This window comes from Collinsella aerofaciens (genome assembly GCF_028209395.1).
Taxonomy (GTDB): domain Bacteria; phylum Actinomycetota; class Coriobacteriia; order Coriobacteriales; family Coriobacteriaceae; genus Collinsella; species Collinsella aerofaciens_AZ.
In genome coordinates this window covers 166,171-191,395 of the sequence record NZ_JAQLDQ010000001.1, presented here as the reverse complement: position 1 = coordinate 191,395, position 25,225 = coordinate 166,171, and the positions used below count along the sequence as shown (strand labels likewise).

The 25,225-nt window shown below is 61.0% G+C and carries 19 protein-coding genes and 1 tRNA gene; 11 read left to right on the top strand and 9 right to left on the bottom strand.

Going from position 1 to position 25,225, the window contains the following annotated elements:
- Positions 1–32: 32 nt before the first annotated feature.
- The gene (locus tag PMW67_RS00775) at positions 33–863 is read left to right on the top strand and encodes a class I SAM-dependent methyltransferase (protein WP_055251056.1); all 831 of its coding nucleotides are present in this window, start codon (positions 33–35) and stop codon (positions 861–863) included.
- A 154-nt stretch (positions 864–1,017) separates the two neighbouring features.
- Here PMW67_RS00775 and guaA read toward each other — a convergent pair whose 3' ends face one another.
- Entirely contained in the window at positions 1,018–2,616 is a 1,599-nt protein-coding gene (gene guaA / locus PMW67_RS00770) for a glutamine-hydrolyzing GMP synthase (RefSeq protein WP_035136929.1), read from the bottom strand.
- A 266-nt stretch (positions 2,617–2,882) separates the two neighbouring features.
- On the opposite strand from guaA, the gene PMW67_RS00765 reads away from it, so the two are divergent.
- Positions 2,883–3,896 (top strand): asparaginase, encoded by a 1,014-nt coding sequence (locus PMW67_RS00765; protein ID WP_089572789.1) that lies wholly within the window; start codon positions 2,883–2,885, stop codon positions 3,894–3,896.
- A 22-nt stretch (positions 3,897–3,918) separates the two neighbouring features.
- On the opposite strand, the gene PMW67_RS09745 is transcribed toward PMW67_RS00765, so the two are convergent.
- Positions 3,919–4,137 (bottom strand): helix-turn-helix domain-containing protein, encoded by a 219-nt coding sequence (locus tag PMW67_RS09745; protein WP_035136926.1) that lies wholly within the window; start codon positions 4,135–4,137, stop codon positions 3,919–3,921.
- 15 nt (positions 4,138–4,152) lie between these two features.
- Between PMW67_RS09745 and PMW67_RS00760 the strand changes: the two genes are divergently transcribed.
- Positions 4,153–4,602 carry a hypothetical protein gene (locus PMW67_RS00760; RefSeq protein WP_271738515.1) on the top strand — a complete coding sequence of 150 codons (450 nt, stop codon included), beginning with the start codon at positions 4,153–4,155 and terminating at the stop codon, positions 4,600–4,602.
- Between the two features lie 9 nt (positions 4,603–4,611).
- Here PMW67_RS00760 and PMW67_RS00755 read toward each other — a convergent pair whose 3' ends face one another.
- The 6 genes from PMW67_RS00755 to PMW67_RS00730 all read right to left on the bottom strand — a co-directional run bounded on the left by PMW67_RS00755 (position 4,612) and on the right by PMW67_RS00730 (position 11,225).
- Positions 4,612–4,965 carry a DUF1648 domain-containing protein gene (locus PMW67_RS00755; RefSeq protein ID WP_225093255.1) on the bottom strand — a complete coding sequence of 118 codons (354 nt, stop codon included), beginning with the start codon at positions 4,963–4,965 and terminating at the stop codon, positions 4,612–4,614.
- Positions 4,966–5,006: 41 nt separating this feature from the next.
- On the bottom strand, positions 5,007–6,083 hold the full coding sequence (gene ychF, locus PMW67_RS00750; RefSeq protein ID WP_089572784.1) for a redox-regulated ATPase YchF: 1,077 nt from the start codon (positions 6,081–6,083) through the stop codon (positions 5,007–5,009).
- Positions 6,084–6,197: 114 nt separating this feature from the next.
- On the bottom strand, positions 6,198–7,451 hold the full coding sequence (locus PMW67_RS00745) for a 4Fe-4S binding protein (RefSeq protein WP_271738514.1): 1,254 nt from the start codon (positions 7,449–7,451) through the stop codon (positions 6,198–6,200).
- 151 nt (positions 7,452–7,602) lie between these two features.
- Positions 7,603–8,670 (bottom strand): glycerol dehydrogenase, encoded by a 1,068-nt coding sequence (locus PMW67_RS00740; RefSeq protein ID WP_117645896.1) that lies wholly within the window; start codon positions 8,668–8,670, stop codon positions 7,603–7,605.
- A gap of 147 nt (positions 8,671–8,817) precedes the next feature.
- Complete coding sequence (locus PMW67_RS00735; protein WP_117635909.1) at positions 8,818–9,918, bottom strand: glycerol dehydrogenase; 1,101 nt, start codon at positions 9,916–9,918, stop codon at positions 8,818–8,820.
- Between the two features lie 83 nt (positions 9,919–10,001).
- On the bottom strand, positions 10,002–11,225 hold the full coding sequence (locus tag PMW67_RS00730) for an iron-containing alcohol dehydrogenase (protein WP_271738513.1): 1,224 nt from the start codon (positions 11,223–11,225) through the stop codon (positions 10,002–10,004).
- A gap of 500 nt (positions 11,226–11,725) precedes the next feature.
- Here PMW67_RS00730 and PMW67_RS00725 point away from each other — a divergent pair, with 500 nt between their 5' ends.
- From PMW67_RS00725 to PMW67_RS00710, 4 genes are all read left to right on the top strand, one after another.
- Complete coding sequence (locus PMW67_RS00725; RefSeq protein WP_195535753.1) at positions 11,726–12,802, top strand: tetratricopeptide repeat protein; 1,077 nt, start codon at positions 11,726–11,728, stop codon at positions 12,800–12,802.
- On the top strand, positions 12,802–13,845 hold the full coding sequence (locus PMW67_RS00720) for a hypothetical protein (protein WP_271738512.1): 1,044 nt from the start codon (positions 12,802–12,804) through the stop codon (positions 13,843–13,845). Before PMW67_RS00725 ends, PMW67_RS00720 begins: the two co-directional genes overlap by 1 nt.
- Positions 13,846–13,890: 45 nt before the next feature.
- Positions 13,891–16,068, top strand: a complete 2,178-nt coding sequence (locus tag PMW67_RS00715) for a MurT ligase domain-containing protein (RefSeq protein ID WP_271738511.1) — start codon at positions 13,891–13,893, stop codon at positions 16,066–16,068.
- Between the two features lie 100 nt (positions 16,069–16,168).
- A tRNA-Glu gene (locus PMW67_RS00710) sits at positions 16,169–16,245 on the top strand.
- Between the two features lie 448 nt (positions 16,246–16,693).
- Here PMW67_RS00710 and PMW67_RS00705 read toward each other — a convergent pair.
- A complete protein-coding gene (locus tag PMW67_RS00705) occupies positions 16,694–18,781 on the bottom strand; it encodes a glutamine synthetase III family protein (protein ID WP_055309943.1) in 2,088 nt (695 codons plus the stop codon).
- A 423-nt stretch (positions 18,782–19,204) separates the two neighbouring features.
- Between PMW67_RS00705 and PMW67_RS00700 the strand changes: the two genes are divergently transcribed.
- The 4 genes from PMW67_RS00700 (at position 19,205) to PMW67_RS00685 (ending at position 24,906) form a co-directional block, all read left to right on the top strand.
- Positions 19,205–20,077, top strand: coding sequence for a methylenetetrahydrofolate reductase (locus PMW67_RS00700; RefSeq protein WP_117805959.1), 873 nt, complete (start codon positions 19,205–19,207; stop codon positions 20,075–20,077).
- Positions 20,077–20,865 carry a hypothetical protein gene (locus tag PMW67_RS00695; RefSeq protein ID WP_271738510.1) on the top strand — a complete coding sequence of 263 codons (789 nt, stop codon included), beginning with the start codon at positions 20,077–20,079 and terminating at the stop codon, positions 20,863–20,865. Before PMW67_RS00700 ends, PMW67_RS00695 begins: the two co-directional genes overlap by 1 nt.
- A gap of 9 nt (positions 20,866–20,874) precedes the next feature.
- Positions 20,875–23,433 carry a homocysteine S-methyltransferase family protein gene (locus PMW67_RS00690; protein WP_271738509.1) on the top strand — a complete coding sequence of 853 codons (2,559 nt, stop codon included), beginning with the start codon at positions 20,875–20,877 and terminating at the stop codon, positions 23,431–23,433.
- A 108-nt stretch (positions 23,434–23,541) separates the two neighbouring features.
- Positions 23,542–24,906: a PFL family protein gene (locus PMW67_RS00685; RefSeq protein ID WP_035136908.1), complete on the top strand. Its 1,365-nt coding sequence runs from the start codon at positions 23,542–23,544 to the stop codon at positions 24,904–24,906.
- Positions 24,907–25,225: the final 319 nt, after the last annotated feature.

Sequence of the window (25,225 nt, the reverse complement as noted above, 5' to 3'; positions counted from 1 at the left end):
ATGACAGTTTTTATTCACTGAGGAAGAAACCTATGAAATGTAAAATTGAGAAAAACACCGTGCAGGAGACGCTGATCCTCCCGCTGTATTCCCGGAAGCTGTGTACGGAGTTGTACCCGAACCTTTACAGGGATGAAACAGCGGTTCGTCTGCTCGACCAGATCGACTACGACTTTTCAGAGGCAGAGAAAAACTCCCGCAGCCTGATACAGCGCTTTGGTGCGCTGGAGGTGGCCACACGGCAGAGTGATCTTGCTTTCGAGGTGCGGGATTACCTGAAAGGCCACCCCAATGCGGCGGTGGTCAATCTGGGCTGCGGGCTGGACAACACCGGCAGAACCTGCGACAACGGTAGATGCAAGATCTACAATCTGGACTTCCCGGATGTGATTGCCTTGCGGCAGCAGCTACTGCCCGCCGGGGATCGAGAACAAAATATCCCCTGCGACCTGAAAGACACCGCATGGTTTAGCAAAATCGATGCCTCCCGCGGGGCGGTGTTCTTTGCCTCCGGGGTGTTCTATTACTTTCTGACCCAGCAGGTCCGGGAACTGGTGCGGGGGATGGCGGACGCTTTCCCCGGCAGTGTGCTGGTCTTTGATGCTGCCAATCGGACGGCGGTAAAGATGATCGCAAAAACATGGCTTAAGACTGCAAAAATCAAGGATGTGGGGGCATATTTTGCGGTTTCGGATGCCGCCAAGGAAATCGGCACGTGGGACAGCCGTCTGCAGGTCACAAGTCGCGGCTATATGCTGGGCTACAACGATTTGAGAGACTCTTCTGTCAGCTGCTTTTTCCGGTTTCTCGCAAGGGTCGGTGACAACGGGATGAAAATGCAAATCGTGAAAATAAGATTTTGAGAGGCGAAAACGAAGCGCATTCACTTTGACGTCGAAGAAGACGGCTTTTACGGCGCATATTGGGCGTGCAAGGACACGCATACAGCAGCGGGCACGGATTCAATTGAAACCGTGCCCGCTATCTGATACTATATTATTTTATCGAACGTATGTTCTATTCCCACTCAATCGTCGCGGGCGGCTTGGACGTGATGTCGTAGCACACGCGGTTGGCGCCGGGAACCTCGGCCACGATGCGGCCGGAGATGCGGGCCAGGACGTCGTAGGGCAGCTTGGCCCAGTCGGCGGTCATGGCATCGCTGGACTCGACGGCACGCAGGATAATTGGGCGCTGGTAGGTGCGCTCGTCGCCCATAACGCCGACGGACTTAATGTCGGGCAGGACGGCGAAATACTGCCAGCAGCTATGCTCGGAGTTGCGCTCGCCGGTCTGCTCAAACAGACGCTGGTTATAGGCGTCGAGCTCCTCGCGCACGATGGCGTCGGCATTCTTGAGGATCTCGAGCTTCTCCTTGTCGACCGCACCGATGATGCGGATGGCCAGACCCGGGCCCGGGAAAGGCTGGCGGAACACGATATGACCCGGCAGACCGAGCGCCAGACCAAGCGCGCGGACCTCGTCCTTAAAGAAGTGGTCGAGCGGCTCAATAAGGTCGAAGTGCACGCCCTCGGGGAACGGGATCAGATTGTGATGGCTCTTGATGGTAGCCGTCTTGCCGCCCGTCTTGCGAGCGCCGGACTCAATGATGTCGGGGTAGATGGTGCCCTGAGCCAAGTACTTGACCGGCTTGCCATCGGTCTCGAGCTGCTGCGCCACGGCGAAGAACTCTTTCCAGAACTGCGTACCGATGATGCGGCGCTTCTCCTCGGGCTCGGTCACGCCGGCCAGAAGCTCGGCATAACGGTCCTCGGCGTGGACGTGGATAAAGTCGACGTCAAACTGCTTGGTGAAGACCTCCTCCACCTGCTCGGGCTCGCCCTTGCGCAGCAGGCCGTGGTTGATGAACACGCAGGTCATCTGCTTGCCCACGGCGCGAGCGCCCAGCGCAGCCACGACGGAGGAGTCGACGCCGCCGGACAGGGCCAGAATCACGCGGTCGTCGCCGACCTTCTCGCGGAACTCGGCTGTCATGGTCTCGACCAGGTTATCCATGCTCCAGTTGGGCTCCAGGCCGCAGATCTCAAACAGAAAGTTGCTCAGCAGCTGCTGACCGTACTCGGAGTGCTTGACCTCGGGGTGGAACTGCGTGGTGAAGATCTTGCGCTCGACGCACTCCATGGCGGCAACCGGGCACACGTCGGTGCTGGCGGTAACGGTAAAGCCCTCGGGCACCTCGGACACGGCGTCGCGGTGGCTCATCCACACGGTCTGCTCCATAGGCGTGGAGTTAAAGAGCTTGGCGCCGGCCGTACGCGTGATGGTGGCGCGGCCGTATTCGCCCACCTCGGAGTGACCGACCTTGCCGCCGAGCGTCACGGCCGTGATCTGATGGCCGTAGCAAAAGCCCAGAACGGGAAGGCCCAGGTCAAAGATGGCGGGATCGATGGACGGAGCGTCCTCGGCATACACAGAAGCCGGGCCGCCAGAGAGGATGAGCGCAGAGGCGTTCATTTCGCGAATCTCATCGGCCGAGATGTCGCAGGGAACGATCTCGGAATACACGTTGAGGTCGCGGACGCGACGGGCAATGAGCTGACCGTACTGCGCACCAAAGTCGAGTACGAGGACCTTTGCGGAAGCCTTTTGATCCATGGTTTCCCCCTCTTGTTGGCGGGGAGCCTGTGCCCACCCGCGCGAATAAACGAAAACAGCTTACATAGTGTACACGTTATATGGGGTTTCTCGTCCCTCGCAGCCATCAGCGCACGGCAAACGCACGACCGGGGCCTATTTGACGGCAATTGAAGTGTTACCAAACGTTACAGATGATGTAATACGTTTGAACATTGGACGCCCTGTGCCACAATACTGCCGAACGACTCCGCCTCTGCGGCGGCAAATACGATAGGAATACCAGCATGAAGCGCATCCTTCTCATCGCCACGGGCGGCACCATCGCATCGACCGAGGACGGCAACGGCCTCTCCCCCGCCCTGACCGGTGAGGAGCTCGCCCAGAGCGTCCCCGAGATCTCGGGCCTCTGCGAGCTCGACGTCGTGCAGCCCATGAACATCGACAGCACCAATATGCGTCCGAGCGACTGGATGCGTATCCGCGACGTCATCGTCGAGGGTTATGCCGACCACGACGGCTTCGTGATTCTGCACGGCACCGACACCATGAGCTACACCGCGGCGGCGCTTTCCTATCTGATTCAGGACAGCCCCAAGCCCATCGTACTCACCGGCTCGCAAAAGCCCATGGGCAATCCCTTTACCGACGCCAAGCTCAACCTGTACCAGAGCCTGCTCTATGCGCTCGACGAGCATTCGCACGACGTCTCGATTGTCTTTGGCGGCGTAGCCATTGCCGGCACGCGCGCCCGCAAGCAGCGCACCATGAGCTTTAACGCGTTCATTAGCGTCAACTATCCGCCCATTGCCTATATCCGCAACGACCGCATCGTTCGCAACGGACTCCACGGCACTCACCAGGACGAGAACCCGGTTCGCTTCTACGACAGCATCGACCCGCGCGTATTTGTCCTTAAGCTGACACCCGGCGTGAACCCGGGTATCCTGGACGCTCTTGCCGATAGCTACGACGCTGTGATTCTGGAGACCTTTGGCATTGGCGGTATCCCCGAGTTTGGTGAGTCGGGCGAGTCGTTCCAAGAGGCAATTTTCCGCTGGGTCGATTCGGGTCGCACTGTCGTTATGACCACGCAGGTCCCCGAAGAGGGCCTTGACCTGGGTGTTTATGAGGTCGGCCGTGCCTACGCCGATCATCCGGGCATTTTGCGCGGCGACGACATGACCACCGAGACGCTCGTGGCCAAAACCATGTGGGCACTCGGCCAGTCACGTGATGCGGCCGAGATTCAGCGCCTGTTCTACAGCCAAGTCAACCACGACCGCATCCCGATGGCGTAATTCAGTTGTCGACGGGTATCCCCTATTCGATCCCCTCGAGAAGCTCTGACACCGTCATGCCGAGTGCGGGCGCGATCTTAAATAGAACCTTGAGCGTGAAATTTGCCGTCCCATCTTCGATTCGGTCGAGGTAGGGTCGGCTGATTCCTGTCGCCACACAAAAATCAACCTTGGAGATACCAAGGTCCCTGCGTGTCTCTTCGACCCGCCTGCCAAGAATCTGTTTCGCACGTTCGTCCATGCAGCCGAGTTTGAAATGGAGCTGAACAAAAACGTAAACTATAGTTTACGTTTTGCCGAATACACAGAGTTTTCTATGTCGGGTTCTTCGGTCCGCATGTACCGAGCCACGCTTCGCACAAACAGCGCACCGCCCAAGCTCGTCGTCGTTGAAGCCGAATGCCTTTCGCCCGATGAGCGCACAGCATTTGCATTACTATCAAGTCGCGTCGCCGCCGTTCTGGTCCCTTGCCCGGCGCAAGGCGAACTTGCCATCCAATGCCAAGCGCACAGCTGCTCGCTCAATCAGGCTGCCGTAATCGCAACCAGCCAACGCGGCCTGCCGCTCCTTTTAGAAGCCGGTATCGCACTCGCCCTCCGCGGCTCCGGATACGAAAACGAGGCCGCCGCCGATATGGTCTTTAAACCACGATCGAGCGGCGGCCTCGCAGCAGCCATTGAATATGCGTGCAGGCTCGTTGCCTAAAAGGACAGGCTAGAAACCAAAGCCAAAGCCTGTTCCGGTAATAGCCGAGTACATAAAGTAGACGTTGATTACGTTGAGGAACACACCCGTGATGCAGCCGTTTCGCAGGTAGCGCTCGCACACGATGCGCGCCATGGCGGCGGAGTCATCATTGTTTTTAGCCTGACGTCCTGCCGTAAAGTACGTCGCCACGCTCAGCAGCAGGTTGAGCACCGGCAGTGCCAGCAGCTCGTAGCTCTTGCCCCAGCGCGTCACCTCACCGGCCGCGTTAAACTTCGTTGCCACCTCGGGACCAATGTTGGGGATAACACACGCTGCAACCACCAGCGGAATCACCGCAAGTACGAGCAACGCAATACCCATGTAGCCAGCTTTTTTGCCATATTTAAACATATGCGTCGTCCTTACACGTTAAAGCGGAAGTGCACGACGTCGCCATCGGCCATGACATACTCTTTGCCCTCGATACGCAGCTTGCCGGCGGCCTTGGCGCCCTGCTCGCCACCGAGCTCGATGTAATCGTCGTAGCCAATGACCTCGGCCTTAATAAAGCCGCGCTCAAAGTCGGTGTGGATGACGCCGGCGGCCTGCGGAGCGGTTGCGCCCTGACGAACCGTCCAGGCCTTGACCTCCATCTCACCAGCCGTAAAGAACGACTGCAGGCCAAGCAGCTTGTAGGCGGCCTGCGCGAGCACGTCCAGGCCGGGCTGCTCCAGGCCCAGGCTCTCCAGGTAGTCGGCAGCGTCCTCGGGATCGAGCTCGGAAAGCTCGGCCTCAATCTTGGCGCAGATCGGCAGCGGCTTGACGCCATCGATGGGCGCCAGGTCCTCGTTGAGCATATCCTCGTCCACGTTGGCCACATACAGGATGGGCTTCATGGTGAGCAGGAACAGGCCCTTGGCGGCGGCGCGCTCCTCGTCAGTCATCTCCATGGATGCGGCGCGCTTGCCCTCGTTGAGCCAGGCAAGCAGACGCTTGGCGACCTCAAACTTGGGCATGAGCTCCTTGTCGCGCTTGGCCTCCTTCTCGAGCTTGGGCAGCTGCTTCTCGAGCGTGCCCATGTCGGCCAGGATGAGCTCGGTCATGATGGTGTCGGCATCGCCGGCGGGATCGACGAACTCGCCGGTGCGGCCCACCTCACGCATGACGTTGGGGTCCTTAAAGTAGCGCACGACCTCGCAGATGGCGTCGGTCTCGCGGATGTTTGCCAAGAACTGGTTGCCCAGACCCTCGCCCTCGTTAGCGCCCTTCACCAGACCTGCGATGTCGACGAACTCGACCGTAGCCGGCACAATGCGACCCGGGTTGACGATGTCGGCGAGCTTTTGCAGGCGGCTATCGGGCACATCGACGATACCCACGTTGGGGTCGATCGTGGCGAACGGGTAGTTGGCGGCAAGGCCGGTCTTTTTGGTAAGCGCGGTGAACAGCGTCGACTTGCCCACGTTGGGCAGGCCCACGATACCGATGGAAAGGGACACGACAGCTCCTTTTGATACAGGTACTTCAAACTGCATAAGTATAGCGCCGCCGCAGCATCCAGGCGAACCCGGACGCCACGGCGGCGCAAATGAAGCAGAGATAGGGGTCGCTGACTAGTCTGCGAGCTTTTCCACCTGATCGAGCATCTTATCGAGCTTGGCCTTTGCCTCGGCCTTGACCTTCTCGGCCTCCTCGTGAGCCTTCGCCTTCTGGGCGGCCTTTTCCTCGGCCTCGGGATCGGCGACGACCAGATTGGACGCATCGTGTTCGACCAGCTTGAGCGCATGTTCGGGACAAACCTTGACGCAGGCTCCGCAACCCAAACAATACGTGGACTCCAGTGCAAAGCGACCGCTTCCCACCAAATCGCAGGCGGACGTGGGACACGCGTTAACGCACTCGCCGCACGACGTGCACTTGTCAAAATCGCACTCCGGCGTGCTCACCTGCATGTTCTGGGCAAGCTCGGGGTGGTTTTGCAGCGTCGAGAGCACCAGCTGGCGCCCATGGGTGAGCGAACGGCGACGCTTGGTCGTCGTGGTGCCGCACATGGTGTTGAGCGTGCGCTCCAGCTGGGTGATCTGATGGCGATGGGCTTTGAGCTTCTGCGTCACCGAAGCCAGTGCCGCCGTCGCCGGATTGAGTTTGGTCACGGTCAGGCCCGTGGTACGGGCGATCTTTTCCATGTATTCCTTGCGCTCGTACTCGCGGCGCTTATGGCATTTGAGGCTCTTGGGGTCGACCTCCAGGCCCATACCCGTACCAGCCCATTCCTCGGCCTTCGCAATCGCCTCGCCCAGCATGTCCTCGCCACCGGTGTTGCGGCATTTATCGCACACGCCCAGCGGCAGATACACACTCACGTTGGGATAGTCGGCCAGCACCGAGAACCAGGTCTCGGCTGTAATATCGCCCACGCAGGCAACGACGACCTCGTTCTCGCGCGGCAGGCGCTTAAGGGCGCGCGTGCAGGTAACGTAGGCGGTCTCGTGACTTGTAGCCGCCGAGACAATGTCGTCATACAGGTTTTTGGGCGCCAGGCGCGGCGAGATGATCGCCTCAGTCGGACAGGCAGCGGCGCACAGGCCACACTTGCGACAGGAATCGAGGATCTCGATGGCATCTTCCTCGACCTCGATGGCGTTGACCGGGCACACGTCCATGCACGCGGTGCAGCCACTCTTTTCGTTTTTGCAGGTCAAGCACGGAATGGTGTTGCCGCGCGGACGCTCCTTGTAGTCAGCAGGATTCCACTGCGGCGCCGACGGATCGAGCGCATCGGTCACACCGCCAAGCGGGTTTTTAAGAAAGTCGAAACCCTTGCTGATCTCGATAATGTCATCAAACAGATCGTGTTCCTGCGCCATGCGCGGCCCCTCCCTGAGCAGTGCAAACAAGCAAGAGATAATGATACGCTATCGGCCCACGCCTCGGGCAAATTACACGCGGAGCATCTTTGCGGCAAATAGCCCATGGCCTATCGCCGCCTCGATTGCACAAGGCCAATCAAGCGCCAAACTATGCCTCGCACATGAGCTGCACGAGCTTTTGCCTGGTCACCTTTGTCTGTTCGTTGGCCATGTTGCGCTCGTTCTTAAAAGTTGCGTCAGCAACGCTCAGCAAATCGGCATCGGTAATCTCATCAAGCCCCAGCTCCTCAAGCGTCGTCGGCAGACCGACGCGCTGGCAAAACTCGAGCACCTGATCAAGCTCGGGTGCACGCTCCAGGCGCAGCTGCACCACCAGACCAAATGCCACGGCCTCACCATGCATGGCCTTGCACTCGGGCAGAATCGTCAGCCCGTTGGCGATGGCATGCGCCAACGCCAAGCCGCCACTCTCAAAGCCGACACCCGAGAGCAAAATATTGCACTCGATCAGGCGTTCAACCGCTGGCGACGTACGCCCCTTTTTGAGATCGCGCTTGGCAGCGACACCGCACTCCATAAGTGTGTCGTAGCAGGCACGAGCCGCAACCAGAGCCAAGTGCCCCGGCGCGCCACCGTGCTCGTTGGCGCCGTGCGCCGCGGCGCACGAACGCGCCTCGAAGTACGTTGCCAGCGCATCGCCCATACCAGCGACCGTCATACGCAGTGGGGCCGCTGCGACCACGTTGGTATCGACCACGACCAGATCTGGATTCTTCTCGAGCATCAGGTAGCGGTCGAACGACCCATCCTCGTGATACAGCACCGAAATCGCGCTGCACGGACCATCCATTGAGGCCGCCGTGGGACATACGCACAACGGCAACTCGGCATAAAACGCTACTGCCTTGGCGATATCGAGCATCTTGCCACCGCCAATACCCACCACCATGTCGCAATACTCAGCCTGGGCTTCCTTAGCCATTTCGGCAACAGCCTCTTCCGTACACGGACCGTTGTAAATTTTAAAGAACGGCTCGCTTAGATCGTCGTCCAGAAATCCATCGACAATCTGCCTGCACAGCCGATCCTCGGTGCCCTGGTCAAACAAGACATAGGCAGCGCAGCCCAACCATGACAAATACCTGCCCTGACGCGAAAGTTCGCCCGGCCCCTGAACATACCGACCGGGACCGCCGTAAACCATAGGAAGCGCCATACGAGAATCCGCCCTTCATCAAACAACGATTGGTGCAAAGTAACCTGACCCCTTTGCACCAACTTGGTGCGATGGGGTCAGGTTGGTTTGCACCATAGCAAAAAGGGGCAAAGCCGTCTGCTGGCTTTGCCCCTTCCTTAGCTTGATTTACTCATCCATAAGGTAGTAGTGACCCAGCGCGTCGGCACCCAGGATGGCGTTTGCGACCATCTCGGGCGTCACCTCAAACGGCATGTTGCACATGGTGTCATCGGGCGCGCAGGCGGCCTCGGCAACAATCATGGCCTGCTCGCGCGTAAGCTCGGCAACGCCAAGTTCCTTCATCGTGACCGGCAGGCCCAGCTCAATGCAGAAGCCCAAGACTTCCTCGAGTTTCTCAGTCGGAGCATCCTCGAGTACCAGCTGAACGATGGTGCCAAAGGCGACCTTCTCGCCGTGATACATGCCGTGGCACTCGGGCAGCATCGTCAGGCCATTGTGGATGGCATGAGCAGCAGCAAGGCCCGAGCTCTCAAAGCCAATGCCCGAAAGCAGCGTATTGGCCTCGATGATATGCTCGACGGCAGGCGTGAGCGCACCCTTCTCCAGCGCGACCTTGGCCTTGACGCCATCGGCCATAAGCGTCTCGTAGCAGAGCTTGGCAAGCGCCAGACCGGCCATGCCGCCTTTGCCACCAGCGCAGGTGCCACCGTCGGCATCGTGCGTCGCCTGGGCCTCAAAGTAGGTTGCGAGCGCATCGCCCATACCTGCCACCGTCAGGCGTACCGGGCTCGCCGCGATAACCGTCGTATCCATAAGAACGATATTGGGGTTCGCCTTAAGGAACAGGTACTTATCGAACTGGCCGTCATCGGTATAGAGCACGGAGAGCGCCGAGCACGGGGCATCGGTCGAAGCGATGGTGGGGCAAATGATGACCGGGGACTCCAGGTAGTAGGCGACGGCCTTGGCGGTGTCGAGGATCTTGCCGCCACCGACGCCGACGATGATGTCGCAGCCGTTGTCGCGCGCGAGCGCAACCAGGCGATCGACCTCGCTCTTGGAGCACTCGCCGTTAAAGTCCTCAAACAGCAACTCGGCCTTAGCCTCGGCAAAACCACCCTCGATCTTGGCACCGACGCGCTTCTTGCCCGAAGGCGTCACGATGACGAGGGCCTTAGCGCCGAGCGGCTCGACATAGGAGCCGAGCTTGGCGAGCTCGTCCGGACCCTGGATGTACTTGCTGGGGCTATTGAAAATTGCAGCCATAACTATCCCATTCTCTAAAAGAAAAAAGAAAGGGGCTCCGTACGGATACGTGCGGAGCCCCTCGTTACGATAACAAGAGTCGATTAGAAATCGATGTCGGTGTCGTAGTAGCAGGCCTTGAGGATCTTCTCGAAGTCGGCAGCCTTGGTCTCACGCGGGTTCTCGGGCGTGCAGGCGTCGGTCTCGGCGTTCGCAGCGATCTCGGGCAGCTTGGCGAGGAACTCCTCCTCGGAAACCATCTGCGGGTTCTCGGCGTCGACCTTCACGCCACCATTCGCGTAATCCTTGATGGACTGCGGAATGTTGAGCTGGTCATTGAGGTCGCGAATCTTCTGGACGAGCGCAGCGATGAGCTCCTCGTTGGTCTCGCCGGGAAGGTGCAGGATCTCCTTGGCCACATAAGCGTAGCGCTCGGCAGCACGGGGATCCTTGGAGTTCCACTGGATGACCTTGCCCAGGTACATGGCGTTAGCAGCACCGTGGATGATGTGGCCGTTCTCAAAGGCTGCACCGGTCTTGTGAGCCATGGAGTGAACGATGCCCAGCAGGCCCGAGGAGAAGGCGATGCCGGCGATGCACTGAGCCTCATGCATGTGCTGACGGGCCTCATGGTCGCCAGCATAGGACTTGGGCAGCCACTCGACGATCTCGCGGATGCCGTGCAGGGCGTTGGCGTCGGTGAACATAGAGGCGAAGGTAGAAACGTAGGCCTCCATGCAGTGGGTCAGAGCATCCATGCCGGTGTGAGCGCACAGCTTGGCGGGCATGGTGTAGGTGAGCTCGGGGTCGACGATGGCGACATCAGGGGTGATGTTGAAGTCGGCCAGCGGGTACTTGATGCCCTTGGCGTAGTCGGTGATGACGGAGAAGGCGGTAACCTCGGTAGCGGTACCGGAGGTAGAGGAGATGGCGCAGAAGTGAGCCTTCTGACGCAGCTCAGGGAAGCTGAACGGCTGGATGATGTTATCGAAGGACTCCTCGGGATACTCGTAGAAGACCCACATGGCCTTAGCGGCATCGATGGGCGAGCCGCCGCCGATGGCGATAATCCAGTCGGGCTCGAACTCGCGCATGGCCTCGGCGCCCTTCATGACCGTCTCGATGGACGGATCGGACTCGACGCCCTCGAACAGCTTGACCTCGAAGCCGCCCTCTTTGAGGTCGGCCTCAACGTCCTGCAGGAACCCGCCGCGGCGCATAGAGCTGCCGCCAGAAACGATGATGGCCTTCTTGCCCTTGAGGTTCTTCACCTCGTGGCGAGCGCCCTCACCAAAGTACAGATCGCGAGGATTGGTAAAACGTCCCATACTGTGCCTCCTAAACAAGCCCCTCTTAGACTTGCGTATATAACGGAGCACCCGATTGGCTCCGTTAGGACCGTTTTGCGCGTTGCCGGCGATGACAATGCGCGATGTCTAAACGTCTCAACGCTCAGACAAACACTATTTTACCGTTCTGGTTGGTCAGTTATTCACCTAAAGCCGACAATGATGAAACGTTTTTTCTATCCCTGAAGACCCTTGTGGGGCATTCATACTCCCAAGCTGGGCAAACGTTTTATCAAGGTTGACCACATATCCCGGACAGGACGGTGCCCCTCCAAAATACGCCCCGTTCGCCGCCAAAAATCGACCGTTTGCGGCACCGTGATACCACTCAGTCGTCCAAGGTGCCGACATTTGTGCGACATCCGTCTTCGTGGTGCAAAGGTGCATGTCCAAGTGCGGCACCCCCGGTGTGCCACATGCGGGTAAACTAGAACCTTATATAGAGACATTTGAACCCTAACCGCAGCAAAGGAGGCCCCATGGCATTCGATCCCATTCAAGAGGATTGCCATCGCCTCGTTCTTGAGGCCTTGCGCCGCGACAATATCCCGCTCACCGACGGCCCCGCCGTCGAGCGTCTGATGGAGCAATTCACCCGCAACCCCGCGCCGCTCATCGTGCACGACCGCGACCGCGCCGGGCATCTGATTGCCAAGGTGGTCGAGGCCGTCGACTACCGCATTCCCTTTATCCCCGACGATGCCCAAGCCGAGCAGGAAGAGGCCGCTGCCGAGAACATGCTTCGCGAGGCCGCCGCACTCGATCCGGCCAACTGGGATGCGCAGCGCATGTTGTGCGCCCTCACCGCTGACTCCAACGAGGAATACGTGCAATATCTGGTGTCCAAGTGCGACGAGGTGGAGCACGACCTGGCGCTCAAGATCGCCTCGGCGCAGGACCCCTACGAGCGCGAGGCTGCAGGCGACCTGACCCGCCGTCCCTACCTGCGCTGGCTTGCCGCCTTGGCATCGCGCGCGCTCATTAGCGGCCGCTACCGCATGTCGCTCGAAGCCGCAAACCGCAGCCTCGACTTTGCCCCCAACGATCCTGCCGGCGTCCGCCACACCGCAATGCTCGCCATGGCAAAGCTCGAATACCCCGCTGAGGAGCTCAAGCGCTTTCGCTCTGCCCACTCCGTCCCCTATCTCGCCAACACGCCGCTGCGCCGTCGTCCCAAGGATGCAGAACGCGACTTGGACCCGTGGACGCTCATCGCGCTGATGAGCGCTGCCTGGCGCGAGCTGGATTACGAGGGCGCCGAACACTACCTGCGTATCCTTGCGCGCTCGTGCCCGCACGCAGCCGAGGCGCTCTACTTCCAAACCGAGTTTCCCGATGGCGTCTATGCCCGCGTCAACGTGGGTGCAGGCTCCACCGACGAGCTCGTCCTTGCACTCTCCGAGGCGACGCCGGTACTGCAGGAGGGCCTGGGCGCACCCGACAACGCCAGCTTTGCCGCCTGGGTCGCCACCAACGACATCGTGCGCTCCCAGATCGACGAGCGCATACTGCGGGCGGCCGAGCAGGGCTTGCCGTTTAAGGGAGGAGACCTCTAATGGATCCGAGCGTCTACATCCCCGCCTACCTGGAGCGCACCTATCTGGCGTCGCACCCCGAGCTCACCGATGCAGCACGCGAGCTTGTCCATAACGACATTAGCGCGAATCCCCAAAAGTATGCGCAGTCCGAGCATGCTCAGGCGCTGCTGTCCTATGCCGGTGTTCATCGCCACCTGCTCGACGAGCTCCATCGCATCGAGGACATGGGCAGCGACGAGGAGTTTGAGCAGACGCGCAACCGCTTGTTCGACGATATGCGTGATGAGCTGCTCAAGATCGTCCGCATCGATGCGCTGGCCGTCGATGCCCAGCTGCTCGCCATCATTTTGGCGGACACGCCCGTCGACGCCTGCCTGGGCGACCTGATGAAGCTCGAGACGAGCACGGCCGACTACCTGCAACAGAGCGTGCCCGGGTTTGATATGGAGGCCCCGCACTACTGGGCCAATAATGTTTTGGCCGACGGTGTCACCGCAGCGGACCTTACCGTGAGCGAGCCGGCCCTTATCGGGTGGCTTCACACACTCGAGGCCATCTCGCAGCTGTGCATGGCGAGCGCTCGTTACCGCGCCGCCGCCAACTATTCTCGCCGTGTCCTTAAGACGGAGGGCTATCCCACCCGGGCCGCCGGCACCGTATTGCTTGCCCTCGCCCGCCTGGAAGACCAGGACGGCTTTTTTGCCCTGGCGCATCAGCTCGAGGAACAGGTGGGGGCAGACGCACTCGAAAACTCTCCTTGGTACCTGCTCGCCCGCACGATCTTGCTGTTCAAAACAAACAAGATGCGCCCGGCGACGCGCGCGCTGCGTGAGTTCGCTAACCGTTGCGAGGGTGGCGCGTTCTTCTTGCTGAATCCCATGTACCAGACACCGTACCTTCCCTGCCGGCCCGAGCCACGCGATCCCTGGGATCTTTCGCACCAGGCAGTTTGGGAGGCCGACGGCATTATCTCGGACACCCCCGACTTTGCCCCCTGGGCCAACGCCTGCGAAGATGTATCGCAGCTCGCCCAGGAATTTGCGCGCCGCTACGGCTTTTAGCGACGCGATCGCCCCGACCATGTCATTCACGTTAGGAACGACTTCATGAACTTCCGCTCATCTCTTGCCTGCACCTCGAGCGATATCGCCCGCTGGGGACTGCGCTCTGTCCTCAAACGCCAGGGTGGCGTGCTTCCCGGCCGCATCGCCATGAAGATCGACCCCGAGCTGCTAAGCGACCTCGCGAGCCTGGTCGACCGCAGCGTGGTGATCACCGGTACTAATGGCAAGACCACCACCTCCAACCTCATCGCTGACGCCGTTGCTGCCAGCGGCGCTACCGTGGTGTGCAACCGTGCCGGCAACAATATGGAGCCTGGTGTGGTGGGTGCTCTGCTCGAGGCCCGCGGCGGCCTTAAGCACACCAGCAGCGGCAAGCGCGTGGGCGTTTTTGAGTGCGACGAGCTCTACACGGTGCGCGTCCTGCCCAAGCTCAAACCGACGTACTTTGTGCTGCTCAACCTGTTCCGCGACCAGCTAGACCGCTACGGCGAGATCGACCATACCCAAGACGTCATCGCCCATGCGTTGGAGCTCTCTCCGACGACAACGCTCGTCTACAACGCCGACGATCCGCTGTGCGCCTCGATCGCCGCGCGCGTCCCCAATGCAAGCATCGCCTTTGGCATCGACGGCGCCACGGGCACCGAGTCCGACCGCATTAGCGACTCGCGTTTTTGCTCACAGTGCAACGCACCGTTGGAGTACGACTATGTGCAGTACGGCCAGCTCGGAGCCTATCATTGTCCTTCGTGCGGATGGGAGCGTCCCGCGCTGGTCCGTCGCGTGACGGGCGTGGAGCTCGGCTGCGACGGCTACGGCTTTGACCTGGTCTTTGGACCTGCGCCCGACGCTGCTGCTGCACACATCGCCACACGCTACAACGGCCTGTACATGGTCTATAACGTTGCCGCCGCCTTCTTTGCGGCGCGCGAGCTGGGCGTGGACGCGGCACATCTGCAGCCCACGCTCGATGCCTACGTCCCCGCCGGCGGACGCATGGGCCGCTGGGATATTGCCGGCCGCACCGTCGAGGCAAACCTGGCAAAGAATCCCGTAGGCTTCGATCGACAAATCCAGTCCATCAAGACGGCAGGCGGCAGACTCTGCGCTTTCTTCCTCAACGACAACGATGCTGACGGCCACGATGTATCGTGGATCTACGACGTCGACTTCGAGCGCATCGCCGACACGCCGGGTCTTGTCGCCTTTGCCGGAGGCACGCGTGCGCACGACATGCAGGTACGCCTCAAGTACGCCGGCATCGATGCCGCGATTATCTCGGACGTCGCGCAGGCGATCGGCGCCGTGGCAGACGAGGCCGCCGATGACACCTTCTACGCCGTCGCCAACTACACGGCCTTCCCGCCGTTAGTCAAGGAGCTCGACGGGCTTAAAGACGACGATGCAAGCTCAATTGTCTCCCACGCCGTAACGCGCGCCGATGGTAGCGCTGTCCCCACCGATATTGCGCCGGTCGAGCTTTCGCGCCCGTTGCGCATCGTCTACCTGTATCCCGATGCGCTCAACCTCTACGCCGACGGCGGCAACGTTATCGCGCTCGAACGCCGCTGCGCCTGGCGCGGCATTCCCGTGCGTGTGGACGAAGTCCACATGGGCGAGACGCTCGACCTGACCGACGCCGACATCGTTATGATGGGCGGTGGCTCCGATCGCGACCAGCTGGCGGTTGCACATGAACTGCTCGCTCAAAAAGACAAGGTCGCGGCCTATGTTGAGGACGGCGGCACACTGCTTGCTATCTGTGGCGGTTATCAGCTGCTCGGCCGTTCGTACTACATGGGCGACGATCGCATTGAGGGTCTGGGCGTCATTGCCGCCGAGACTGTGCGCGGCTCCGACCGCCTGATCGGCAACGTCGCCGTCAAGACCGACCTGGCACCCGAGCCCTTTGTGGGATTCGAGAACCACGGCGGCCGCACCCTGCTCGATACAGCGGCCACGCCGCTCGGAACGTCCGTCGTCACTGGCACCGGCAACAACGGCGACGACGGCTTTGAGGGTCTGATCTACAAGGGCGTCATCGGCACGTACCTGCACGGCCCGGCGCTACCCAAGAATCCCGAACTCGCCGACTGGCTGATCGCGCACGCCCTCGAGCGCCGCGGCGACGCACAGGCCAACGCTCTGCTGCCGCTCAAACCCCTCGACGACATCTACGAGCACGCCGCCCACGACGCCGCCATGAAGCTCCTCCCCTAACACCTCACCACCACAAAGGGGACAGGCACCTTTATGGTGGTTTTCCAGTTTGCCAACGATATACGCGCCGGCAAAAAAGTCTGCTATACTCTTTCCCGCTGTCCCCATCGTCTAGCGGCCAAGGACGCCACCCTTTCAAGGTGGATATCGCGGGTTCGAATCCCGCTGGGGGCACCATTTAAACTGAGAAGCCCGTTGCCCTCGCGGTAACGGGCTTTTTGCTGCCGATATGCCGGGATTCGAACCCCGAAGGCATAAAATCACACTGTCATCCAAGGGCCCGTGGACAAAAAATAGCAAATATGAGTACTGTTACCAATTTAGTAACAGCGATTTCATGCCATCAGAAGGCGATTTGGACACAAGGCGTCCTACGGCGGAGGAATTGCAGGCATTTATCAGCTAAGTACTTGGACATATGTTGCGTAACACTGCATATTTTGCAAAAAGATAATGCTACAGGGCTTGTGACAGTACTCATATTTGACGTTTTTTGCCCACGACCCCTTATTGCGTGGGCGAATCAGTTGCAAAGCGGGATCCAAAGCGTCCTTCGCAAACAAATAGCCGGGGCCCGCGCGATGCGGACCCCGGCTCAATACCGTGACGATATGTCAGCTACGTCCTACACGTAGAACAGGATGTCATCGTAGGTCGGAACCGGCCAGTAGTCGGCGGCCACGATCTCCTCCATTGCGTCCACGGCGGCACGCAGCGTATCCATAGCGGGAACGACCTCGTGTGCATACACGTTGGCCTGCTCCTGGCCATCAAGAGCCTCGGCCTTCTGATGCACGGCGTCGAGCGCCTTGATGGAATCGTTGATGGCGGTGATACCGTTGCAGAGCTTGTTGAGCGTGTTCTGCTCGCACTGCATGGCGGCCTCAGCACCGGCGGCACGAATAGTCTCAAGGCCCTTAGCAACCTTGGTGGCATAGGCGGTAATGACCGGACGATAGGTACGACGCGCCTCGCGAACCATCGTGGTGGCCTCGATGTTCATGAGCTTGTTGTACTTCTCGAGCTTGCAGTCGTAGCGGCACTGGGCCTCGGCCTTGGTCAGGACACCCGTCTCCTCAAAGAGCGCAATGGCCTTATCGGAAACAAAGGCGGGAAGAGCGTCGGCCGTGGTCTTGTTGTTGGCAAGGCCGCGCTTCTCGGCCTCGATGGGCCACTCGTCGGAGTAACCGTCACCGGAGAACAGGATGCGCTGGTGATCGGTCAGCACCTTCTTGCAGTACTCGAGCGCGGCGTCCTGGAACTTATCCTCGGGCGTACCCTCGAGTGCGTCGGCGAAAGACTTGAGCGACTTGGCCACGGCAGCATCGAGCACCAGGTTGGAGTCGGAGACGTTCTGCTCGGAGCCGCAGGCACGGAACTCGAACTTGTTGCCGGTGAAGGCGAACGGGGAGGTGCGGTTGCGGTCGGTGTTGTCCTGCATCAGCTTGGGCAGGGTATCAGCGCCCAGGTCGAGCACGCCGCGCGTGGCGTGGACGGAAGCCTTGCCGTCGATGATCTTCTCGACAACCTCGGTAAGCTGGTCGCCCAGGAAGATGGACATAATCGCCGGAGGAGCCTCGTTGGCGCCCAGACGATGATCGTTGCCGGCCGAGGCAACGGAGGCACGCAGGAGCTCCTGATAGTTATCGACGGCCTCGATCACCGCGGTGAGGAAGACGATGAACTGCAGGTTGTCGAGCGGGGTGTCGCCCGGGTCGAGCAGGTTCTCGGACTCGGTGCCAAGCGACCAGTTGTTGTGCTTGCCCGAACCGTTGATGCCCTCGAAGGGCTTCTCGTGCAGCAGGCAGACCAAGTCGTGGCGGGAGGCGATGAGCTTCATCTTCTCCATCATGACCAGATTCTGGTCGATGGCCTCGTTGACCTCGCCGTAGACAGGGGCGAGCTCATGCTGGCAGGGAGCGACCTCGTTGTGCTTGGTCTTGGCAGGAATGCCAAGCGCCCACAGCTCGTCGTCCAGGTCCTTCATATAGGCCGAGACGGTGGGGCGGATAGCGCCAAAGTAGTGCTCCTCGAGCTCCTGACCCTTGCAGGGAGCAGCGCCAAAGAGGGTGCGACCGGTGATGACTAGGTCCCTGCGCTTGCGGTAAGCGTCCTTCTTGATCAGGAAGTACTCCTGCTCATCGCCCACGGAAGGAACGACCTTCTTGGGGGTCTTGCCAAACAGCGCCAAAACGCGCTTGGACTCACGCGAGAGCGCGGTCATGGAGCGCAGCAGCGGGGTCTTCTTGTCCAGGGCCTCGCCCGTGTAGGAGCAGAAAGCCGTGGGGATGCACAGGACATCGTCCTTGATAAAGGCGGGGCTAGTGGGATCCCAAGCGGTGTAGCCACGGGCCTCGAAGGTGGCGCGCAGACCGCCGTTGGGGAAGCTCGAGGCATCGGGCTCGCCCTGGATGAGGTTCTTGCCCGTAAACTTGGTAATGGCGGTGCCGTCGTGGTTGGGCTCCAGGAAGCTGTCGTGCTTCTCGGAAGTAATGCCCGAAAGCGGCTGGAACCAGTGCGCGTAGTGCGTCGCGCCCTTGGAGATGGCCCAGACCTTCATGGCGTGGGCAACGGCGTTGGCCACATCCAGGTCGAGCGGCTCACCGCCCTCGAGGGTTGCAGCAAGGCGCTTCCAAATGTCCTTGGGGAGGTAGTCCTTCATGACTTCCTCAGAGAACACCATGGTCCCGAAGCGGTCAGTAAGTTCGGCCATACGGAACTCCCTTCGTATCGGCACCGCGTGAGAAGCGGTGTTGATTACTAACGAACGAGTCATAGATTAGGCTCGTCGTGTTTCCGCAACATTACCGTTATGTTGCTGTCACGAAACCAATCAATGAGGTTACCGCATCGCGGCGGCGTTGCCGCCCTCAACAGCCAATCAACTGTATAAATTGCAGACCTCTCCCCATGGTTTAAGGGTAGTCAATTTGGGATGGGGCTCTATTAACTGGTATTTCGCATCAGATACCAGTCTTTATAGCCCCATCCTAGATTGACCGCTCTGCTATAGGGAATGTCGATAGCAAGGCATCTTTGATTGGTATCCCCGAATAGCGAGTGAAACTCCACCGTGACACAGTGGTGCTGTAGAATCCTTACAATACATCGCACTAAATATCTAAAGGAGCACGATATGCGCGTCGACGAGGTTTTTAAGCAGGCAGCATCCCAGGGCACTGCACCCGTTTCGTTTGAGATGTTCCCGCCCAAGGGCGAGCTTACCCTCGACACGGCTCGCGAAGTGGCAGGCAATCTGTGCAAGCTTTCGCCGAGCTTTGTCTCGGTCACCTGCTCGGCTGGCGGCTCGGGCAACGGCGCCACCACCGCCCCCATCGCGCATATGATTACGAGCGAATTCGATACGCCCTCGGTGGCGCACCTCACCTGTGTGGGCCGTACCCACGCCGATATCGCCGCCAAGATCGATGAGTACCGCACCGCCGGCGTGGAAAACATCCTGGCCCTGCGTGGCGATCTCCCTGCCGGCGCGACCGAGGACGACAAGCCCGCCTCCGACTACGCCTACGCCCGCGACCTCATCCCCGAGCTCGTCGACGCCGGCTTTTGCGTGGGTGCCGCAGCCTACCCCGAGGGCCACATTGCCTGCGAGGATCTCAACCTCTCGGTCGAACACCTCAAGCAAAAACAGGACGCCGGCGCGAGCTTCTTTGTGACGCAGCTCTTCTTTGATAACGAGTGCTTCTATCGTTTTCGCGAGCTTGCCGACAAGGCCGGCATCACCGTGCCCATTACCGCAGGTATCATGCCGTTTATGGGCAAGTCGCAGATCAGCCGCATGGTCTTTATGTGCGGCGCGTCACTGCCCTCCCCCGTCATCAAGATTCTCGCCAAGTACGAGAACGACCCCGAGAGTCTGCAGGCAGCCGGTGTAGATTATGCCGCCCGTCAGCTTTGCGACCTTAAGGAGCACGGTGCCGCCGGTCTGCACCTGTACACTATGAACCGTCCTGCAATCGCCGCAACCATTATGGAGCGCTTGGGGTAATGGAAAAACCGCACATCGATACAACCGCTGTCGAAGTGCCGGCCGACCTTGCGTCGCCGGCGCTTTATCGTATCGATGATGCCCACCATCCCCGCGTCGATCGTGCCGAGATGCTGCGCTATCTGGGCTACGGCGGTCAGCAGATTGAGCCCGAGCTGTCGCAGCGTATTGAGCTTGTCGTTGAGCGTCTGGAACTGGACATTGAGCCCCGTGGCGTGCGCCGCGCATTTGCCATCGATGCCATGGGCGTGGACGAGCAGGGAAAGCCTTGCATTCGCTTGGTCGGCACCAACGTTGAGCTGCGCGGTCGCGACATCTATCGACATCTCAAAGACGCCCGCTTTGCCGCGCTCATGGCATGCACACTCGGCATGGACGCCGAGCGTCGTCTGCGCACCACGGGAGCCCAGCAGCCCCTGGAGGGAGCCGTGCTCGACGCCGCATGCTCTGCCTATGTAGAAGCCGCCGTCGAGCAGATGGACCAGCAGGTCAAGGCTGCGGCCGCCGCACACGGACTCGCCGGTAACTGGCGCTTCAGTCCCGGCTATGGCGACTGTCCGCTTACGGCCCAGCGCTCAATCGTGAATGCGCTCAACGCCACGCGGCTCATCGGGCTTACCGTCACGCCGACCAGCCTGCTCATGCCCACCAAGAGCGTGACCGCGGTGATTGGTCTGTTTGACGGCGAAGTCCACGACGCCCAGAGCCGCCCCACCTGCAATATCTGCCGCATGCGTGAGCACTGCCGCTTCCGCGCCGCCCACACCACCTGCTATTCCAGCCATTAGGAGCCATCGATGTTTACTCCGCTTATCACTCATGATCTGGACGGTGCCGCGCTGGCGGCACCCGTTGATGCCGCACGCCGTAATGGCGCTGCATACAAGACGCGCACGATCGACGACCTTCGCATTAAGGACGATCGTCTGCACGCCGCCATCAAGGGCACCGGGCACCTGCTGTTTGACGGCGGCATGGGCACCATGTTGCAGGCCGCTGGCATGAAGGCGGGCGCCCTGCCCGAGCTGCTCAACTTTGAGGAGCCCCAGGTCATTACCGACATTCAGCGACAGTACGTCGAGGCCGGCTGCGACGTGATCACCGCCAACACCTTTGGTGCCAACGCCCACAAGCTCGACGGTACCGCCACCGTGGCAGATGTCTTTGCCGCCGCTGTCGCCTGCGCCCGCGCGGCCGGCGCCCACTACGTCGCCGGCGATATCGGCCCCATCGGCGCGCTGCTTCGCCCCTTGGGTACCCTCAGCTTCGACGAGGCCTATGACCTCTTTGCCGAGGAAGTGCGCGCCGGCGTCGCCGCGGGCGTGGACCTCTTTATTATCGAGACTATGACCGACCTGGCCGAGATCAAGGCGGCCGTCCTCGCCTGCCGCGAGAACTCCGACCTGCCCGTCTTTGCCACCATGACCTTTGAGGAAGACGGTCGCACCTTCCTGGGCACGAGTCCCGAGGTTGCCGCCATCACGCTCGATGCCATCGGCGCCGACGTTTTGGGCATCAACTGCAGCCAGGGACCGGCCGAGCTCCGAGGACTCGCCGCTCGCATGCTCACCGTTACGGACAAGCCCGTTATGGTGCAGGCCAACGCAGGACTGCCCCACGTGGACGACGACGGCAACACCGTCTTTGATATCCAGGCGCCCGAGTACGCCGTGGCCGTCGCCGGTATGATTGAGGACGGCGTAAGCGTCGTGGGCGGCTGCTGCGGCACCACGCCGGCGCACATGGCAGCGCTGCGCACGCTTATCGATAACCACACGCCCAGTCCGCGCCACCGCAAGCCCAGCATGTCGGTCACAAGCGCCCAGACCGTGGTGGACCTCCCCTGCGACGGCCACAAGATCGCCGTCATCGGCGAGCGCATCAACCCCACCGGCAAAAAGCGCCTGCAGCAGGCCCTGCGCGACGGCGATCTGGACTACGTGGTGAGCCAGGGCATCAGCCAGCAGGAGCAGGGCGCCGACATCCTGGACGTCAACGTGGGCCTGCCCGAGATCGACGAGGTCAAGATTATCCAACAGGCCACCGAGCAGCTCCAAGGCTCCACGCTGCTGCCGCTGCAGATCGACTCCACCGACCCCGCCGCCGTCGAGGCCGCCGTACGTCGCTACGCCGGCAAGCCCATCATCAACTCGGTCAACGGCAAGCAGCAGATCATGGACGAGATCTTCCCGCTGGTCGCCCACTACGGCACCAACGTTGTCGGCCTTACGCTCGACGAAGGCGGCATCCCCGATACCGCCGAGGCCCGCTTCGCCATCGCCGAGCGCATCGTGGCCGAGGCTGCCCGCTACGGCATCGGCCCGGACCGTATCCTCATCGACTGCCTGGTCATGACCGCCTCGACCAATCAACGCCAGGCCGAGCAGATCCTGCGCGCCATGTCCCTGTGCAAGGAGCGCCTGGGCGTCAAATGCGCGCTCGGCGTGTCGAACATCAGCTTTGGTCTGCCTGCCCGCCCGCTGCTGGGCTCGGTCTTTTTGGCCGCCGCTTTTGGCGCGGGTCTGGACGCCCCCATCATGAACCCGGGCTCCAAGCGTTTTATGGATACCGTCTACAGCTATCGCGTCCTGAGCGTTGAGGACGAGGGCTCGACCGGATACATCGAGCGCTATGCCGGCTGGACCGATCCGTATAAGATCGCCGCCAACCCGGCGGCGGCTCAGACCGCATCGACCGACGCCGCGCCCGCTGCTGGCACCGCCGGCACCGACGGCAACGACGACCCGATTCGTCGCATGGTCGTCTCGGGCCGCAAAGGCGAGATCGCTGCCGAGACCGAGCGTCTGCTGGCAGACCACGACGCCATGGACCTTATCAACAACCACTTTATCCCCGCCCTCGACGAGGTGGGCGTCCTCTTTGACCAGGGCAAGTTCTTCTTGCCGCAACTCATGGCCTCGGCCGAAGCCGCACGCGTGGGCTTCGACACCATCAAGCGCCTGATGCCCGCCGGCGAGATCGCCGACAAGGGCAAGATCTGCGTGGCCACCGTCAAGGGCGACATCCACGATATCGGCAAGAACATCGTCAAGATGCTGCTCGACAACTACGGCTACACCGTCTTTGACCTAGGCCGCGATGTCGACCCGCAAGAGGTGCTCAAGACCGTGCAGGAGCGTGACATCAAGCTCGTCGGCCTCTCGGCGCTTATGACCACCACGGTCGTCGCCATGGAAGAGACCATCAAGTTGCTCCATGCCGAGGTTCCGGGCGTCAAGATCATCGTGGGCGGCGCCGTGCTCACCCCCGAATACGCCAAGCAAATCGGCGCGGACTACTACGCCAAGGACGCCGCCGAGAGCGCTCGTATCGCCGAAGAGGTCTTTGGGAAGTAACACAACGGAAACAACCGAGCACCAAAACGTGCCGCACGCGCCACTTGGCACGTGCGGCACGTTAGAATAGATAAGACTATGCTCGTTTTGGCAGATAGGAGCGCAAGGATGGCGATCACGCCCGCAGAAATCGCGGAAACCCGCGGCATGGTTGAGGAACAGAACCTCGACATCAGGACCATCACCATGGGTGTTTCGCTCATGGGTTGCGGTGACGAGAACCTCGACCGCATGTGCACGAAGATCTACGACCATGTGACGCACACGGCTGAGCATCTGGTCGAGACCGCCGAGAACCTCGAGCGCGAGTACGGTATCCCCATTGTCAACAAGCGCGTTTCCGTCACCCCGGTGGCGCAGATCGCCGCGTGCTGCAAGGATGAGGACCTCACCCCCATCGCGCATGCCCTCGACCGCGCGGCCGAGACGCTCGGCATCGATTACCTGGGCGGCTTCTCCGCACTCGTCCAGAAGGGCATCGGCGACGCCGACCGCCGCGTCATCCAGTCCATCCCCCAGGCGCTCGCCACCACGAGCCGTGTCTGCTCCAGCGTCAACGTCGCCAGCCTGCGTGCCGGCATCAACATGGACGCCGTGCTTATGGCCGCCCAGACCATCATCGATGCCGCTAAACTCACGGCCGACCAGGATTCCGTCGGCGCTTCCAAGTTTGTCTGCTTTGCTAACATGGTCGAGGACTCCCCGTTTATGGCGGGCGCCGTCCACGGCGGTGGCGAGGCCGACGCCGTCATCAACGTAGGCGTCTCGGGCCCCGGCGTTATGGCCGCAGCCCTGGAGACGCTGCCCGATTCCGCATCGATGATGGAAGTCGCCGAGAAGATTAAGCAGACCGCCTTTAAGATCACCCGCGCCGGCGAGCTCATGAGCCGCGAGGCCGCCCATCGCCTGGGGGTCGAGAAGGGCATTGTCGACCTGTCGCTGGCCCCCACGCCTGCCATCGGTGACTCCGTTGCCCGCATCCTCGAGATCATCGGCGTGGGCACCTGCGGCGGCCCGGGCACGACCTGCGCGCTCGCCATGCTCAACGATGCCGTCAAGAAGGGCGGCGTCATGGCCAGCTCCAGCGTGGGCGGCCTCTCGGGCGCTTTCATCCCCGTGTCCGAGGACGCCGGCATGATCGCCGCCGTCGAAGCCGGCGCGCTCTCGCTCGAGAAGCTCGAGGCCATGACCTGCGTGTGCTCCGTTGGCCTGGACATGATCGCCATCCCCGGCGACACCCCGGTCGAGACCATCGCCGGCATCATCGCCGATGAGATGGCCATCGGCGTCATCAACAACAAGACCACGGCCGTCCGCGTGATTCCCGCCATCGGCAAGGGCGTGGGTGACTGCGTCGAGTACGGCGGCCTGTTCGGCCGTGCGCCCATCATGCCGGTGAACCCCAACGCCGGCACCGTGCTTGCCCATCGCGGTGGACGCTTCCCGGCGCCGCTGAACTCGCTGAAGAACTAGCCTAGGGATACGAGGCGAGGAGCCCCGCCGCCGGGCGGCAGACATATAAGGTCGCCTGCTCGGACAGTCCTGACTCGCACGGAGAGCACATTAAGTGCTCTCCGGCTCGTGCGGAACTCGCGATCGACCTTATATGTCTGCCGCCCGGCGGCGGGGCTCCCGCACATCTCAACCTTGGCTGGGTTCTGGCTCAGTGGCAGTCGCTTCGCTTCTGCCCGCCTTGGTTGGTGTGGCGGTTTGGCGTTGGAACGGTTCTTTTTCTGATATATGCTTGTTGCGGCTCTTCTTTTGGGAGGGGCCGCTTTTTTTGTTGTGTGAG

Excerpts from the sequence above, each read along its gene's own strand:
- PMW67_RS00775 (WP_055251056.1), top strand. The coding sequence starts at position 33 with ATGAAATGTAAAATTGAGAAAAACACCGTGCAGGAGACGCTGATCCTC.
- guaA (WP_035136929.1), bottom strand. The coding sequence starts at position 2,616 with ATGGATCAAAAGGCTTCCGCAAAGGTCCTCGTACTCGACTTTGGTGCG.
- PMW67_RS00765 (WP_089572789.1), top strand. The coding sequence starts at position 2,883 with ATGAAGCGCATCCTTCTCATCGCCACGGGCGGCACCATCGCATCGACC.
- PMW67_RS09745 (WP_035136926.1), bottom strand. The coding sequence starts at position 4,137 with ATGGACGAACGTGCGAAACAGATTCTTGGCAGGCGGGTCGAAGAGACA.
- PMW67_RS00760 (WP_271738515.1), top strand. The coding sequence starts at position 4,153 with ATGGAGCTGAACAAAAACGTAAACTATAGTTTACGTTTTGCCGAATAC.
- PMW67_RS00755 (WP_225093255.1), bottom strand. The coding sequence starts at position 4,965 with ATGGGTATTGCGTTGCTCGTACTTGCGGTGATTCCGCTGGTGGTTGCA.
- PMW67_RS00745 (WP_271738514.1), bottom strand. The coding sequence starts at position 7,451 with ATGGCGCAGGAACACGATCTGTTTGATGACATTATCGAGATCAGCAAG.
- PMW67_RS00740 (WP_117645896.1), bottom strand. The coding sequence starts at position 8,670 with ATGGCGCTTCCTATGGTTTACGGCGGTCCCGGTCGGTATGTTCAGGGG.
- PMW67_RS00735 (WP_117635909.1), bottom strand. The coding sequence starts at position 9,918 with ATGGCTGCAATTTTCAATAGCCCCAGCAAGTACATCCAGGGTCCGGAC.
- PMW67_RS00730 (WP_271738513.1), bottom strand. The coding sequence starts at position 11,225 with ATGGGACGTTTTACCAATCCTCGCGATCTGTACTTTGGTGAGGGCGCT.
- PMW67_RS00725 (WP_195535753.1), top strand. The coding sequence starts at position 11,726 with ATGGCATTCGATCCCATTCAAGAGGATTGCCATCGCCTCGTTCTTGAG.
- PMW67_RS00720 (WP_271738512.1), top strand. The coding sequence starts at position 12,802 with ATGGATCCGAGCGTCTACATCCCCGCCTACCTGGAGCGCACCTATCTG.
- PMW67_RS00715 (WP_271738511.1), top strand. The coding sequence starts at position 13,891 with ATGAACTTCCGCTCATCTCTTGCCTGCACCTCGAGCGATATCGCCCGC.
- PMW67_RS00705 (WP_055309943.1), bottom strand. The coding sequence starts at position 18,781 with ATGGCCGAACTTACTGACCGCTTCGGGACCATGGTGTTCTCTGAGGAA.
- PMW67_RS00700 (WP_117805959.1), top strand. The coding sequence starts at position 19,205 with ATGCGCGTCGACGAGGTTTTTAAGCAGGCAGCATCCCAGGGCACTGCA.
- PMW67_RS00695 (WP_271738510.1), top strand. The coding sequence starts at position 20,077 with ATGGAAAAACCGCACATCGATACAACCGCTGTCGAAGTGCCGGCCGAC.
- PMW67_RS00690 (WP_271738509.1), top strand. The coding sequence starts at position 20,875 with ATGTTTACTCCGCTTATCACTCATGATCTGGACGGTGCCGCGCTGGCG.
- PMW67_RS00685 (WP_035136908.1), top strand. The coding sequence starts at position 23,542 with ATGGCGATCACGCCCGCAGAAATCGCGGAAACCCGCGGCATGGTTGAG.